Source organism: Sphingomonas adhaesiva, assembly GCF_036946305.1.
Lineage (GTDB): Bacteria > Pseudomonadota > Alphaproteobacteria > Sphingomonadales > Sphingomonadaceae > Sphingomonas > Sphingomonas adhaesiva_B.
Window position 1 is genome coordinate 387,020 of record NZ_JAQIJJ010000004.1, and the last position, 13,385, is coordinate 400,404.

12 protein-coding genes and 1 pseudogene are annotated in these 13,385 nt (G+C 71.3%); 9 read left to right on the forward strand and 4 right to left on the reverse strand.

Annotation, left to right across the window (positions count from 1 at the left end; genetic code table 11):
- The first annotated feature begins 50 nt into the window (after positions 1-50).
- Both PGN14_RS08185 and PGN14_RS08190 read left to right on the forward strand, forming a co-directional pair.
- Entirely contained in the window at positions 51-635 is a 585-nt protein-coding gene (locus PGN14_RS08185; protein WP_335298996.1) for an NADPH-dependent FMN reductase, read from the forward strand.
- A 49-nt stretch (positions 636-684) separates the two neighbouring features.
- Positions 685-1,908: an NAD(P)/FAD-dependent oxidoreductase gene (locus tag PGN14_RS08190; protein WP_335298997.1), complete on the forward strand. Its 1,224-nt coding sequence runs from the start codon at positions 685-687 to the stop codon at positions 1,906-1,908.
- Between the two features lie 149 nt (positions 1,909-2,057).
- Here PGN14_RS08190 and PGN14_RS08200 read toward each other — a convergent pair.
- Together PGN14_RS08200 and PGN14_RS08205 are read right to left on the reverse strand one after the other, a co-directional pair.
- Positions 2,058-6,177: pseudogene (locus PGN14_RS08200) on the reverse strand (translocation/assembly module TamB domain-containing protein).
- Positions 6,177-8,147 carry an autotransporter assembly complex protein TamA gene (locus PGN14_RS08205; RefSeq protein ID WP_335299000.1) on the reverse strand — a complete coding sequence of 657 codons (1,971 nt, stop codon included), beginning with the start codon at positions 8,145-8,147 and terminating at the stop codon, positions 6,177-6,179. Before PGN14_RS08205 ends, PGN14_RS08200 begins: the two are co-directional and overlap by 1 nt.
- Positions 8,148-8,269: 122 nt before the next feature.
- Here PGN14_RS08205 and PGN14_RS08210 point away from each other — a divergent pair, with 122 nt between their 5' ends.
- The gene (locus PGN14_RS08210) at positions 8,270-8,434 is read left to right on the forward strand and encodes a hypothetical protein (RefSeq protein ID WP_335299001.1); all 165 of its coding nucleotides are present in this window, start codon (positions 8,270-8,272) and stop codon (positions 8,432-8,434) included.
- Between the two features lie 16 nt (positions 8,435-8,450).
- Here PGN14_RS08210 and PGN14_RS08215 read toward each other — a convergent pair whose 3' ends face one another.
- Entirely contained in the window at positions 8,451-9,074 is a 624-nt protein-coding gene (locus PGN14_RS08215; RefSeq protein ID WP_335299002.1) for a S24 family peptidase, read from the reverse strand.
- 83 nt (positions 9,075-9,157) lie between these two features.
- Between PGN14_RS08215 and PGN14_RS08220 the strand changes: the two genes are divergently transcribed.
- Both PGN14_RS08220 and PGN14_RS08225 read left to right on the forward strand, forming a co-directional pair.
- Positions 9,158-9,349 (forward strand): hypothetical protein, encoded by a 192-nt coding sequence (locus PGN14_RS08220; protein WP_335299003.1) that lies wholly within the window; start codon positions 9,158-9,160, stop codon positions 9,347-9,349.
- The gene (locus PGN14_RS08225) at positions 9,337-9,639 is read left to right on the forward strand and encodes a hypothetical protein (protein WP_335299004.1); all 303 of its coding nucleotides are present in this window, start codon (positions 9,337-9,339) and stop codon (positions 9,637-9,639) included. Before PGN14_RS08220 ends, PGN14_RS08225 begins: the two co-directional genes overlap by 13 nt.
- A 31-nt stretch (positions 9,640-9,670) precedes the next feature.
- Here the strand turns inward: PGN14_RS08225 and PGN14_RS08230 are convergent, their stop codons facing one another.
- Complete coding sequence (locus tag PGN14_RS08230; protein ID WP_335299005.1) at positions 9,671-10,033, reverse strand: phasin family protein; 363 nt, start codon at positions 10,031-10,033, stop codon at positions 9,671-9,673.
- 138 nt (positions 10,034-10,171) lie between these two features.
- On the opposite strand from PGN14_RS08230, the gene PGN14_RS08235 reads away from it, so the two are divergent.
- From PGN14_RS08235 to PGN14_RS08250, 4 genes are all read left to right on the forward strand, one after another.
- Entirely contained in the window at positions 10,172-10,693 is a 522-nt protein-coding gene (locus tag PGN14_RS08235) for a hypothetical protein (protein ID WP_335299006.1), read from the forward strand.
- Positions 10,690-11,289: a peptidylprolyl isomerase gene (locus tag PGN14_RS08240; protein WP_335299007.1), complete on the forward strand. Its 600-nt coding sequence runs from the start codon at positions 10,690-10,692 to the stop codon at positions 11,287-11,289. The genes PGN14_RS08235 and PGN14_RS08240 overlap by 4 nt, the downstream gene beginning before the upstream one ends.
- A gap of 156 nt (positions 11,290-11,445) precedes the next feature.
- On the forward strand, positions 11,446-12,678 hold the full coding sequence (locus tag PGN14_RS08245) for a M20 metallopeptidase family protein (RefSeq protein WP_335299008.1): 1,233 nt from the start codon (positions 11,446-11,448) through the stop codon (positions 12,676-12,678).
- A 5-nt stretch (positions 12,679-12,683) separates the two neighbouring features.
- The gene (locus tag PGN14_RS08250) at positions 12,684-13,193 is read left to right on the forward strand and encodes a biliverdin-producing heme oxygenase (protein WP_335299009.1); all 510 of its coding nucleotides are present in this window, start codon (positions 12,684-12,686) and stop codon (positions 13,191-13,193) included.
- The last annotated feature ends 192 nt before the right edge of the window (positions 13,194-13,385 follow it).

Sequence of the window (13,385 nt, forward strand, 5' to 3'; positions counted from 1 at the left end):
TCGCGCCGCGATCGGTTTACCGGGGCCGTGGCGTGCGGCAAGAGGCGGCGATGCGCATCCTCATCCTCTATGGCTCGTACCGGGCCGATCGCATGGGCATCCGCCTCGCCCGCTTCCTGACCGACCGCTTCGCCGCGCTGGGGCACGAGGCCGCGCTGATCGATGCCAAGGCGATCGGGCTGCCGATGCTGGATCGCATGTACAAGGAGCATGACAAAGGCGCCGCGCCGCCGGCGATGGAGGCGCTGGCCGAACAGATCCGCACCGCCGACGCCTTCGTCTTCGTCACCGGCGAATATAATTGGGGGCCGCAGCCGGGGTTGAAGAACCTGACCGACCATTTCCTGGAGGAATGGTTCTGGCGCCCCGCGGCGATCGCCAGCTATTCCGCCGGGCGGCTGTCGGGCGCGCGCGCCAATTCGATCTGGCATGCGATCCTGCCGGAAATGCGGATGCCGGTGATCTCCAGCTCGCTGACGGTCGGCCCGATCGCGGCGACGCTGGATGCCGAGGCGCAACCGACCGGCGAGGCGGGCGCCGCGCTGGAACGCGCCTTCCCCCGCTTCGCGAAGGACCTGCTGTGGTGGGCACAGGCCGCCGCGGCGCAGCGCGCAACCGACGCACCCCCCTATTGAAGACGAAGCGCGGCTGGTGCATCGCCCGCGCACGAGGGGGAACGAGCGGATGCAGCAATTCGACGTAGTGATCGTGGGGGCAGGCCATGCCGGCGCACAGGCCGCGATCGGCCTGCGCCAGCGCAAGTTCGAGGGGACGATCGCACTGATCGGCGACGAACCCGAACTGCCCTATGAGCGCCCCCCGCTCTCCAAGGAATATCTCGCGCGCGACAAGCCGTTCGAGCGCATCCTGCTGCGCCCCGCCGCCTTCTGGACCGACAAGCAGGTGACGATGCTGCCCGGCACCCGCATCGATGCGGTCGACGCCGCCGCGCATCGGGTGACGACCGCGTCGGGCGAGGCGATCGAGTACGGCACGCTGATCTGGGCCACCGGCGGCAGCCCGCGGCGGCTGACCTGTACCGGGCACGACCTGACCGGGGTGCATGGCGTGCGCACCCGCGCCGATGTCGACCGGCTGATGGACGAACTGCCGGCGACGACCCGCGTCGTCGTCATCGGCGGCGGCTATATCGGACTGGAGGCGGCTGCGGTCCTCACCAAGCTGGGCAAGCACGTCACGCTGCTGGAGGCGCTGCCGCGCGTGCTGGCCCGCGTCGCGGGCGAGCCGCTGTCGCGCTTCTACGAGGCGGAGCATCGCACGCATGGCGTCGACGTCCGGCTGGGCGCCGCGGTCGACTGCATCCTGGAGACGGACGGACGCGCCACCGGCGTGCGGCTGGCGGATGGCGAGGTGCTGGACTGCCAGATGGTGATCGTCGGCATCGGCATCGTGCCTGCGGTCGCGCCGCTGCTGGCGGCCGGGGCGGCGGGCGGCAATGGCGTGGCGGTCGACGCGATGTGCCGCACCTCGCTGCCGGACGTCTTTGCGATCGGCGACTGCGCACTCCACGCCAACGGCTTTGCCGATGGTGCCGAGATCCGGCTGGAATCGGTGCAGAACGCCAACGACCAGGCCAATATCGTCGCCAAGGCGCTGACCGGCGCGGAAGAGGCGTATGATGCGGTGCCGTGGTTCTGGTCCAACCAGTACGACCTGAAGCTCCAGACGGTCGGCCTGTCGACCGGCCATGACGCGGCGGTGCTGCGCGGCGATCCCGCGACGCGCAGTTTCTCGCTGGTGTATCTGAAGGCGGGCACGGTGATCGCGCTCGATTGCGTCAATGCGACCAAGGATTACGTGCAGGGCCGGGCACTGGTGGTGAACCGCGCGCAGGTCGCGGCGGAGAGACTGGCGGATGCAAGCGTGCCGCTGAAGGAAATGGTCTGATCTGAACTCCCCCTCCCCTTCAGGGGAGGGGTTAGGGGTGGAGCAGTCCGCCGGAGGCAGTCACGAGCGAAAGTCTCGATGAGACCTCCCCCACCCCAACCCCTCCCCTGAAGGGGAGGGGCTTAACTATCTTCACCCCCACACCCCCCTCAATAATCCCGCGACACGCGCACGTTCCCGCTCTGCCGCCCCAGCGTCGAGATCGACGACAGCAGCGACAGCCAGCGCGTCACCTGGAACTCCACCCGCGTCGCCGAATAACCCTGACCATCGGTGATGATCTCCGCATAGACCCGTCGCGTCACATATTTGCCCGCCGCGATCGACGTCCCCTGACCGGTCTGCGCATCGGCGGGCAGGATGCGGAGCCGATCCAGCCCTGCCGCGCGCCGCACCGCGTTGATCGGGCTCAACCCGTTGCCTCCGTTCTGCAACGCCGCCACCGCGGAGGCGAGCTGCAATGCCTCCGGCGCCGACAGATTGGTGATCGAAGTGCCGAACAGCAGCCGCGACAGCAATTCGTCCTGCGGCAGCGCGGGCACGCTGGTGAAGGCGATCTCCGGTTTCGCCGCCACCCCCGTCACCCGGATCGTCGCGTTGACGCCATTGGCGTTCGCATTCGCCTCGATATCCAGCGCCGGATTGGCCGGCACCTCGCCCGCGAAGCGGATCACGCCGCGCGACAGCTCGAACTCGCGGCCCGCGAACTCGTAATCGCCGCGCACCAGGTCGGCGCGGCCGGTGATTGCCGGGTTGGTCGGCGTGCCCGCGATCGCGACATCGGTCGACCATTCGCTCGACAGCCCCAGCCCGGTGACCATCAGGCCGTTGCGCGCGCGGGCATGGATCGCCAGCTTCCACGGCGCGTCGACGTCATCGTCCTCCACCCCGCCGCCGTCGGGCAGGTTGATTTCGCGGATATTGAGCTGCGGCACCGCGCTCGCCACCGTCGCCTGCCCCAGCCGATAGCGGCTGGCGTCCAGCGTCACATCGCCGGAGATGGTGCCCCCCACCCCCATCGGAGCGGAACGCGATCGGCCCGCTGACGGTCGCGGCGATATCGTCGCGCTCGATCATCGCGGCGCGATCGGCGTTCAGCCGCAAGTCCAGCGCCACGCCGCGCCCGCCCGCAAAGTCGAACGCGCCGGTGCCGGTCACCTTCCCGCGCCCCGCATCGGCGGTGAACGACTGCACCTGCAAGCGCGAGCCGGCGAACCGTCCCTCCGCCCGCACATTGGTCAGCACCGTGCCGGTGACCGCGCTGGTGATACGTCCGCCGGTCGCGCGCACCACGCCGCGCAATTGCGGGTTGGCGACCGTCCCGCTCACGTCCGCCGCGATCGCCACCGGGCCGGACAGGTCGAACAGCTCGACCCGCGTCAGCCGCCACAAGGTGTCCGCCGGCCCGCTGTAGCGCAGCTGCGCGAACAGCCCCGCGCGCGTCAGCCGCTCCACCGCATCGCCCGGCCCGAGCGGCTTCAGCAGCGCCTGCGCGCGCCCCACCACGCGCCCGCCCGACGCCATCACCAGCCGCACGCCCGCCTGCTGCGGGGTCAGCACGCCGGCCACCCCCAGGTCGATCGGCGTCGAGGAGGTCAGCAGCCCGGACCGCGTCAGCCCGCGGATGGTCAGGTTCGTCCGCCCGGTCGGCGCCGCACCGTCGCGCACGTCGAGCGCGATCTCGCCCGAGGCGGTCCCGCCCAGCCCCAGCCCGGCATAGCCGATGTCCAGCACCGCCAGCGGCAGGTTGGACAGCGTGCCGCGCAGCGACGTCGCATCGTCGCCGAACCTCCCGGACACCTCCGCGCCGCCGCCAGCGAACACCAGCCGCGTCGGCGCCAGCACCCATGCCGCCTCGTCGCGCCGCAGCACCGCGGGCGTTTCCAGCCGGATCGGCCGCTGCCCCACCTGCCCCTGCCCGCGCACGGTATAGGTGCCGCCCGCCAGCGTCGCGATCGTCTGGATCGCGAACCCCGCGCCGCGTGATCCGGCGATCGAGGCGCGGATCTCGCCATCCTCGCCGTTCAGCCGCACATGGCCCGCGAAACGCGCCAGCGACAGCGCCCCGCGCCGTAGCCCGGTGCCGGTCACCGTCGCCTCGGTCCGCGCACCTGCGGGGTCGAGCAGCACCGACAGGTCGACGCGCGCCTGCCGTACCGTGCCCAGCGTGCCGACCCGCGCATCGCGTGCCTCGATCCGCCCTGCGATCCGCTGCATGTCGTTTTCCGGGGCGAGGTCGAGCGCCCCCGACAGGCCGCCGCCAGCGATGTTCAACCGCCCGCGGAACCCGCCGTCGACGATGTCCAGCGCCCCCGATGCGCGCGTCCCGCTGACGTCCAGTTGCGCCACGACGACGCGCGCCTGCCCGCCGCCGGGCGGCAGCAGGATGTTCCCCGCGGCGGCGAACGGCCCCAGCCGCGATTGCCCCGCCGCGGTGAAGGCGAACCCCTGCGGGTCGGGATCGAGATGCGCGGTCACGTCGCGCAGCCCCATCGCCTGATTGGGCCGGTCGAACACCAGGTCGATCGTCGGCCGCTCGATCCGCCCGTCCAGCTTCAGCCGCAAGTTGCCATAGGTCGCCTGCCGCCCCGCGCCCTCGAAATGGAACGTCCCGTCGCGCCGTCGATAGCCGGTACCCGCCAGCCGGATCTCGGGCGCGGTCAGCCGCAAATCGGTGAAGTGCAGGATGCCGTCCGGCGTCCGCTCCAGCAGCGTCTCGACCCGCGGCAGCCCGCCCGCCAGCGAGCGGAAGAAGGCATTGTCCAGCCGCAGCATCTGCGCCGTCCCGCCCCCCACCACGCGCGTGCCCTTGCCGTTCGGCCCCGGCACCACGCGCAGCCGCGACTGGACGTCGACCACACCCAGCCCGGGAATCAGATAGCGCCCCAGCCCGCCGTTGAGCGCGACGTCGAACCGCCCGGTGCGCAGGTCGACCTGCAACCCGACGCGCCCGGTCAGCTTGTCGGAGCGCAGCCGCAGGTCGTCGCCCGTCACCATCCGCGCCGTCACGCGCAGCACGCCCGTCACCGACAGGTTGCGCAGGATGCCCCCCGCCACGTCGCCCACGCCCGTCACGCGATCGGCGGTGAACGCCACCGGCACGCTGACCGGCGAACGCGACCACCGCCCGCGCCCCGCCGCCCGTGCGCCCTCGAACCCCGTCTGGTCGAACGAGAAGCGCGGCGCGCTCAGCCGATAGTCGAAGCGGAAATTACGAAAATTGCCGTCCAGGATCGCGCGCAGCCGCAGGTCGCGCGCGCGCATGTTGCGGAACAGCGCCTCCGGCCGCAGCAGCCGCGCGGTGACGCGCACGTTCCCGAACCGGCTCTGCGCCAGATCGACCACGCCGCGCGCCTCCGCCGCCAGCGACGGGGAGCGCAGCGCCACCTGCCCCTCCAGCCGGCGGTTGGCGAAGGTCGCCGCTCCGTTCACCGTCACGCGACGCGCGGTCAGGCTCTGCAGCTTGCCGCGCGTCACGCGATGCGGCTCGATCGTGCCGATCAGCGTATAGTCGCCGCTGCGCTGCGACAGCGCCAGATCGGCAAGCGGCGCGCCGCCCGCCTCCGCCACCGCGCGGCCCTGCCACGACCGCCAGTCGCCATCGCCGCCGATGTCGAGCGAGATCGCACGGTTCAGCCCGGTCAGCCTTGCCAGCACGCCCCCCGCGGCACCACGCAGCCGCGCGTCAAGGTCGAACCGCCCTGCATCGGGCCGCGCGTCGAGCCGGATCGCCACCCGGTCGCTGCCGCGCACCGCCGCGATCAGGTCGACCATCGCATGACCGTCGCGGATGTCGGCGCGCGCGCGCACGCGACCGTCGCGCACCACCCCGGTCACCTTCGGCCCCACCACCAGCCGATCGATCGCCAGCCGCCCAATGGCGATGTCGAACGACGGCAGGATCGGCCCGCTGCGCCCGGTGTCGCGCGGCTGCGGCAGCTTCGCCAGCGTGGCGACGGGGATGTCGAGCGAGGTGATGTCCAGCCGGTTGTTCCACCACGCCAGCGGCGCCCAGTCGAGCGCGGCGCGCGGCACCGACAGCACCAGCCCGTGCGGATCGTACACCCTGACATCGGTCAGCATTGCGCGCCCGTACAGCGATCCGTCGATCCGCCCGATGCGGAAGCGCAGGCCGTTGGCGGGGCGCAGCGCACCGATGCGATCGGCGACGATACGATGGCCGACGTCGGTATCCACCACCACGCCCGCCACGATCACCAGCGCGACCAGCGCCGCCACGGCGATCCCCAGCCAGCGCAGCACCCGCATCAGAACGCCTGCCCCAGCGAGACATAGACCGCGATGCGCGAATCGCCGGTTTGCGGGTTCAGCGGCGTGCCGACGTCGACGCGGATCGGCCCGAAGCTGGAATAATAGCGCACCCCCAGCCCCGCGCCGTAGCGGAAGCCGCCGAAGTCGGGGACGCCGTCGGTGTAGATATTGCCGCCATCGAGGAACGGCACGATCCCGAAATTGCCGAACGCCTTGATGCGCGCCTCCAGCCCGAACTCCGCCAGGCTGCGTCCGCCGATCGGATCGTTGTTGGGATCGCGCGGCCCGATCGACTGGAAGCCATAGCCGCGCACCGACGCGCCGCCCCCGGCATAGAAGCGCCGCGACGGCGCCACTTGGTCGCGCGGCGCCCCCAGGATCGTGCCCAGCCGGATGCGCCCCGCGACCACCGCCGTGTCCGTCAGCGGCTGGTACGCGCTCGCGTCCAGCTGGATCCGGGTATAGCCGAACACCGCCCCCTGTAGCGACAGCTCGGGGCTGGCGCGCCCGGCCAGCCGGAACCCGCGCGTGGGGTTCAGCAGATCGTCCGACCCGTCATAGCCCAGGCTGGCAGGCAGCGCGCCGATCAGGAAGGTGCGCCGCCGCGGTTCGCCGGTGGAGGCGATCACGTCACGCTCGTCGCTCGCCACCAGCTCGGCGCCCAGCGACCAGATCCACTTTTTCTGGAAGAAGATGTTGGTCTGCCGCTCCAGCGTGGTCGACAGCGTCAGCGTATTGGCCTCGAACGCGTCGCGGACGAGGTGAGCGACCGCGAATTGCCCGGTCAGGACGCGGTCGCGCCCGCGGAAATTGTTGCGCCGGACGGTCACCTGACCCAGCTGTTCGCGCGTGCCCAGCACCCCGCGCAGCGTCAGCGCGCCTTCGGGCGGGAACAGGTTGCGGTGCGTCCAGCTCAGTTCCGCGCGCGCGCCCTCGCCCGTGCCATAGCCCAGTTCGCCCGCGACCGTCCGCGGCGGCGCCGGGGCGAGGCGCACCGCGATATCCACCGTGTCGGGCGTCGCGCCGGGCACCGGCTTCACCTCCGCGGTGGACACCAGCCCGGTCTGGATCAGCGCACGGCGCAGGTCGTCCACCTGCGACGCGGCATAGGGATCGCCGGGCCTGAACCGTGCGATCTCCTGCACATGGGCGGCATCGAACACGCGATTGTTCGCATTCGCGGTGATCGTGCCGAAGCGCCGCGCAGTGCCCGGCGCCACCTCCATCTGCAACGTCGCGGTGCGCGCCGCGCGATCGACCACGATCTCCGGCGCCCCGATCGTCGCGAACGGAAAGCCGATCTCCCCCGCGCGCGTCCGCAGCTGCGCATCCGCCGCCGCGACCGCATCGGCATCGACCGCATCCCCGGTCTTCACCGCAAAGGCCTCGCGCAGCGGCGCGGCCTTGTCCCCCGCCTGCTCCACCCCCGCGACGGTCACCCCGGCGAAGCGGTACAGCGCGCCCGGTGCCGCGGTCAGCACCACCGTCGGGCGCTTCCCCGCGGCCTGCTCCACCCCCGTCGTCACCGCCGCGTCGTAATAGCCTTCCGCCTTCAGCAGCGTCAGCAGCAGGTCCGCATCCTGCCTGGCGCGCCGGTCGAGCTGCGCCGCATTGGCGTCCTTGCCGTCGTTGCCGGCCAGCACGGAAAGTTCGTCGAACCGCTGCCGCAGCAACGGCGAGCCGATTCCGTCCAGGCCGTCGATCCGCCAGCCGTAGCGCATCACCGCCGTCGCCGACGCCTGTGCCTGCGCCGCCGGGGGCGTGGCGGGCAGCGCCGACAGGTCGGGCCAGGCGACGCCGATATCGGGGAGTGGTGCGAGCGGAGAATCGGGGTCGAGGTCCGCGTCGGCAGGCGTGAGAAGAGGCGCAGGCGTTGCGACGCCCTGCCCCGCGGCGGGCGCGCTCACGATCATCATGCCGGCCGCGACGCCGAACAGCGTGCCGCGCCGCCCCGTATCCGGCTTCATGCCCCGGCTCTAGCGACTGGCACGCCGCGGCAGAAGGGGGCAAAACGTGCGAGAGGCGCACGGACGGCACGCTCCACCGCGCCCACTGGCGCGGGACGCTGTGCCATGCCAAAGGCGCGCGCATGGCTTCCCCCAAGAACCCCACCGCCGGCGGCTTCCCGATCGCGATCGGGGCGCTGGGCGGCACGATCGTCGGTCTGGTCGCGCGCCAGCCGACCATCGGCTTCCTCTCGGGCCTGGCACTCGGCTGCCTGATCGCCGCGCTGATCTGGTGGCGCGAACGCTGAGGGTTGGGGGGATCCGTCAGACCTCGCGCAGCAACAACCGCGCTCGCCCGACCACCTCGACGTCCCCGTTGGCGCAGACCTGCGCGGGATAGGCAGCATTGTCGCTGATCACCGCGACCTGTCTGCCCTGCGGCACCAGCCGCTTCACCGCGACGCCGTCATCGCGCCGGATCACGAACAGCGCGCCTGCTTGCGGCACCCGCCGATCCGAGCGGTCCACCAGCAGGCGGTCGCCGTCGAGCAGCGTCGGCACCATCGAATCTCCGGCCACCTGGATCATCGACGCCTGCGCCGCGGTGACGCCCAGCCGCCGCAGCATCGCCGCGGGCAGCGCCACGGTGCGGATCACCCGCTCCTCCTCAGCGGCCCGCCCGGTGCCGGCCGCCGCGCTCACCGCCAGCCACGGCACCTGAACGTCGTCCACGGGCGCCACCGGCGGGCCGCCCAGCGCGACCTCCTCCACCCCCAGGAAATCCGCCAGCATCCGCCGTTCGCGCTCGGGCAACACGCGCGGCGATCCGCGCCCGACATATTGCTGAAGATACGCGACGTTGCGCCCCAGCATCCGCGACAGCGCGGACAGGCTGACCCCGCGCTCCTGCGCGAGACGGGCCAGTGCCTGTCGGGGATCATCGACCATGCGCGCACCCTAGTCGCAGGAAATATCCTAGACAAGCGGAACGAAGTAGAACATTAACAGAACATGCCGAGTCGGAGGCGTGAATGGATCTGCTCATGGAAATCGAAACCTATCTGCATCGTACCGGCGTCTCGCCGACCGCGTTCGGGCGGCGCGCGGTGAACGATCCGCGGCTGGTGCTGGACATGCGGCGCGGCCGCCGGCCGAAACCGCACACGATCGAGCGCGTCAGCGCGATCATCCACCCCGCCGCGCGGGCGGAGTGGCACTCGTGACCGCGCGGCTGGAACGCGCGCTGGCGCGATCGGCGGCGGATGCGGGGACCATGCTGGCGGTCGAGCGCCACGACGTGGTGGAATGGCATAGCGCGACCTTCGCGGGCGACCGCCATCGCCTGTTCGCCAGCGCCACCTCTGGCGAGCGGCTCGATGCGTGGCTGGCGCGCGTCGACACGCTCGACCTGGCGATGCCGGGCCACGTCATCGCCGATCTGAAGGTGTCGGCGTGCGAACGCCTGGGCGACGTCACGCGCTTTCGTATCGACGGGCTGACCGTCGCCACCTGACCGCGCGGCGGGTGGCGCCGTCGTCGCGGAGCTATTCTGCCTTCGACGGCGTTACCGCATCGCGGCCGAAGCGCATGATCAGCTCGCCGATCTCGCGCGCCTGATCCATCGATCGCTTGCCCTGCGCACGCAGGAAATCGCCCTGGATCTGCATTACCTCGGACAGATCCTTGGCCTGCGCGGCGGCGCGCATCGCGGCGAACGCCTCCTGCGCATTGCTCTGCGCCTGATCGATGATCGCGACGCCGATCGTGGAGGAATTCTCCGCCATCTTGCGCCCGGATGCCTGCATCGTCTCGCCGGCGCGGCGCGCGGGATCCATCACATGCTCCTGAAACGCGCTGCGTGCGCGTTGCGCCGTTCCATCAGTGCCGTTCTGATCGTTTTCGGACATGTCGTGTTGCTCCCACGCGCGTGACGATGCCGGCATCGCCGCTCCGCATGGCGAAAACCGGCCAACGCGCGGTTGGTTGCCATCGTTGCTTGCCATCAAGGGTGGCAGCGATCCCGTGCCGCGCGTAAGAGGAACGCCATGCGCTTCCTCCTTCCGTTCCTGCCCCTGCTGCTGCTCCCCGCGACGCTGGCCGCAGCGCAGGATGCCGCGACCGATCCCCGCTGCGCCACCGTGCGCCCCGCGATCCCCGTCGAACTGGCGCGCTGGAGCCAGCGCACGGCGCTCGCCGCCGGCACCTCCACCCGCAGCGCACCGGTGCTGGTGATCGGGCAGGCGACCGACCTGCGGCTTGCGCCCGTCGAGCGCGTCACCGTCGCCGCGCAGCCGGGCCGCACCACCGATGCCGGCGGCACCGCGGGGCTGGCGCTGTTCCAGGTCGCGCGCGCGGGCACCTATCGCGTCGCGCTGGGCGAGGCGGCGTGGATCGACGTGATCCGCGCCGGTCGCGCGCTGCCGTCGCGTGCGCACGGCCATGGTCCGATGTGCAGCGGCATCCGCAAGATCGTCGACTTCCGCCTCGTCCCCGGGCGCTACGTGCTCCAGATCGCGGGGACGCAATCGGGCGCCGTCCCGGTGATGATCGCGCGAGGCGCGGCATGATCGCGCTGCTGCTCGCCACGGTCGCGCAGGTCGCCGCCGCTCCTGCGCCGCTCCCCACCCCGGTTGCGACGCCCGCGCCCCAGGTCGCGCTGACCCGCGTCCGCCTGACCACCGACGCTGGCCCGATCGTGATCGGCGTCGACGCCAAGGCGGCGCCGGTGACCGCCGCCAACTTCCTGAAATATGTCGATCAGAAGAAGCTCGACGGCATCGCCTTCTACCGCGCGGTGAAGGTCGGCGACGGCTATGGCCTGGTCCAGTTCGGCACCCGCAACGATCCCCGGCGCACCTTGCCCGCGATCCGGCACGAGCCGACGACGCAGACCGGGCTGAGCCACACCGACGGCGCGATCTCGATGGCGATGGCATCGCCCGGCACCGCGGCGGGCGACTTCTTCGTCGTGGTGGGCGACATCACCTCGATGGACGCCAAGGGCGCGGACGCGGGCTTCGCGGTGTTCGGCCGCGTGGTGGAGGGGATGGACGTCATCCGCCGCATCCTGGTCGCCCCCACCTCCCCCACTGCGGGCGAGGGCGTGATGAAGGGGCAGATGCTGGCGCCGACGATCACGATCACCAGCGCGCGGCGGCTCTGACATCCACCGTGCTCCTGCGCACGCAGGAGCCCAGGGTTCCGCGCGCCGACGCCCGTTGTGTCTTTGGCCCTGGGTTCCTGCCGTCGCAGGAACACTAGCCCCCACCTTGCCGCCTCCATGACACCGGCGTTACAATGCTCCGCGAAGGAGTTTCCCATGACCACCACGCTTGCCACCCGCACGGACTGGAGCGCGATCGGCGCCGAGCAGCTGGCCGATGTCATCGCGCTGCGCCGCGCCATCCATGCCGAGCCGGAGGTCGGCCTCCACTGTCCGCTCACCACGCAGAAGGCGAAGGCCGCTCTCGCCGGCCTGCCGCTGGAGATCCACGACAGCACCAGCACCACCGGCTTCATCGCCATCCTGCGCGGCGGGCGGACCGGGGGCGCCGGCTCCAACGGCCGCACCGTCTTGCTGCGCGGCGACATGGACGCGCTGCCGATGACCGAGGAGACCGGCCTCCCCTTCGCCTCCACCATCCGCGGCGCGATGCACGCCTGCGGCCATGACGCGCACACCGCGATGCTGGCGGGCGCGGCCAGGGCGCTGTGCGCGCGGCGCGAGGACCTGTCCGGCACCGTCGTCTTCATGTTCCAGCCCGGCGAGGAGGGTCATCACGGCGCGCGCCACATGATCGCCGATGGCCTGCTCGACATCGCGCGGCCGGAGGCGGCGTTCGCGCTCCACATCACCCCCAACGCCCCCGCCGGCACCTTCGTCGGGCGCGAAGGCGCGCTGCTCGCCTCGACCGATACTGTGCTCGCCACGATCCGCGGCAAGGGCGGCCATGCCGCGATGCCGCACGACGCGGTCGATCCGATCCCGGTCGCCTGCGCGATCGTCACCGCGCTGCAACAGCATGTCGCGCGCCGCGTGCCGGTCGCCGATCCCGCGGTGCTGACCATCACCCAGTTCCACGCCGGTTCCTCGCACAATATCATCCCGGGCGAGGTGAAGCTGATGGGCACGCTGCGCACGCTGTCGGAGGAGACGCGCACCGCGATGCGCGCCGCCTTCCACCAGATCGCGCAGGGCATCGCCGCCGCGCATGGCTGCGTCGCGGAAACCGACATCGACGAAGGCTATCCCGTCACGATGAACGATCCGCGCGCCACCCGGCTGATGCGCGATTTGTCCGCACAGGTCGGTTCGCAGCGTGGCTGGTCCACCATGCCCGCACCGATGATGGGGGGCGAGGATTTCAGCTATGTGCTGCGCGACGTGCCCGGCGCGATGGCGTTCATCGGCGTGGCGTCGCCGGGCAGCGACCCGCGCACCAACCCGCCGCTCCACAACACGCGGATGACGATTGACGAAGAGGTGATGGCGACCGGCGTCGCGATGCATTGCGCGCTGGCCGAGCATTTCCTGGAGCAGGGGCTGGACTGACGGCGATGTCCGCGGTGGCCGAACTCCGTCGCACGACCGCAGCGTCGCACGATGCGGTCGACGCCGCCTTCGGTGCGCACGACCTGTCGGATGCGGTCGCGTATCGCGCATTCCTGATCGCGCACGCCCGCGCGCTGCCCGCGGCGGAGGCGGCGATGGCGGGCCTGCCCTTCGCCCGGACGCTGGCGCCACGCACCCCGCTGCTGGCGGCGGATCTCGCCGAACTGGGCGAGGCGATGCCCGCGCCGCTGCCCTTCGTCATCGACAGCGACGCGGCGCGCTGGGGCGTGCTCTACGTGGTGGAAGGCTCCCGCCTGGGCGGCGCGATGCTGGCGAAACAGGTGTCCGCCGACCTACCCCACGCCTATCTCGCCGCGGTCCACCCCGGCGGCCAATGGCGCACCATCCGCGCCGCGATCGACAACGCCGCAGCGGGTCAGGACGCAGACTGGCATACGCAGATGATCGACGGTGCGCTGGCGACGTTCGCGCTCTATCGGGATTCTACTGTCTGACCCCTTCTCCGTCATTCCCGCGAAGGCCGGAATCCAGACGCGCAGGTCCTCGCAAGGATCGAGACAACAACGCCAATGAACTCCCGCCTGGATGGGAATGACGAGGCTTGGTGGGAAGCGGACTGACCGCTTTGCGGTGAGCGAGCGTGATTAGCGGAGGTCGCGTGGACTGGCCGCTAAAAGGCGAGCGCG

What these genes read in the sequence shown, in the direction of transcription:
- PGN14_RS08185 (WP_335298996.1), top strand. Translation starts at nt 51, where the DNA reads ATGCGCATCCTCATCCTCTATGGCTCGTACCGGGCCGATCGCATGGGC.
- PGN14_RS08190 (WP_335298997.1), top strand. Translation starts at nt 685, where the DNA reads ATGCAGCAATTCGACGTAGTGATCGTGGGGGCAGGCCATGCCGGCGCA.
- PGN14_RS08205 (WP_335299000.1), bottom strand. Translation starts at nt 8,147, where the DNA reads ATGAAGCCGGATACGGGGCGGCGCGGCACGCTGTTCGGCGTCGCGGCC.
- PGN14_RS08210 (WP_335299001.1), top strand. Translation starts at nt 8,270, where the DNA reads ATGGCTTCCCCCAAGAACCCCACCGCCGGCGGCTTCCCGATCGCGATC.
- PGN14_RS08215 (WP_335299002.1), bottom strand. Translation starts at nt 9,074, where the DNA reads ATGGTCGATGATCCCCGACAGGCACTGGCCCGTCTCGCGCAGGAGCGC.
- PGN14_RS08220 (WP_335299003.1), top strand. Translation starts at nt 9,158, where the DNA reads ATGGATCTGCTCATGGAAATCGAAACCTATCTGCATCGTACCGGCGTC.
- PGN14_RS08230 (WP_335299005.1), bottom strand. Translation starts at nt 10,033, where the DNA reads ATGTCCGAAAACGATCAGAACGGCACTGATGGAACGGCGCAACGCGCA.
- PGN14_RS08235 (WP_335299006.1), top strand. Translation starts at nt 10,172, where the DNA reads ATGCGCTTCCTCCTTCCGTTCCTGCCCCTGCTGCTGCTCCCCGCGACG.
- PGN14_RS08240 (WP_335299007.1), top strand. Translation starts at nt 10,690, where the DNA reads ATGATCGCGCTGCTGCTCGCCACGGTCGCGCAGGTCGCCGCCGCTCCT.
- PGN14_RS08245 (WP_335299008.1), top strand. Translation starts at nt 11,446, where the DNA reads ATGACCACCACGCTTGCCACCCGCACGGACTGGAGCGCGATCGGCGCC.
- PGN14_RS08250 (WP_335299009.1), top strand. Translation starts at nt 12,684, where the DNA reads ATGTCCGCGGTGGCCGAACTCCGTCGCACGACCGCAGCGTCGCACGAT.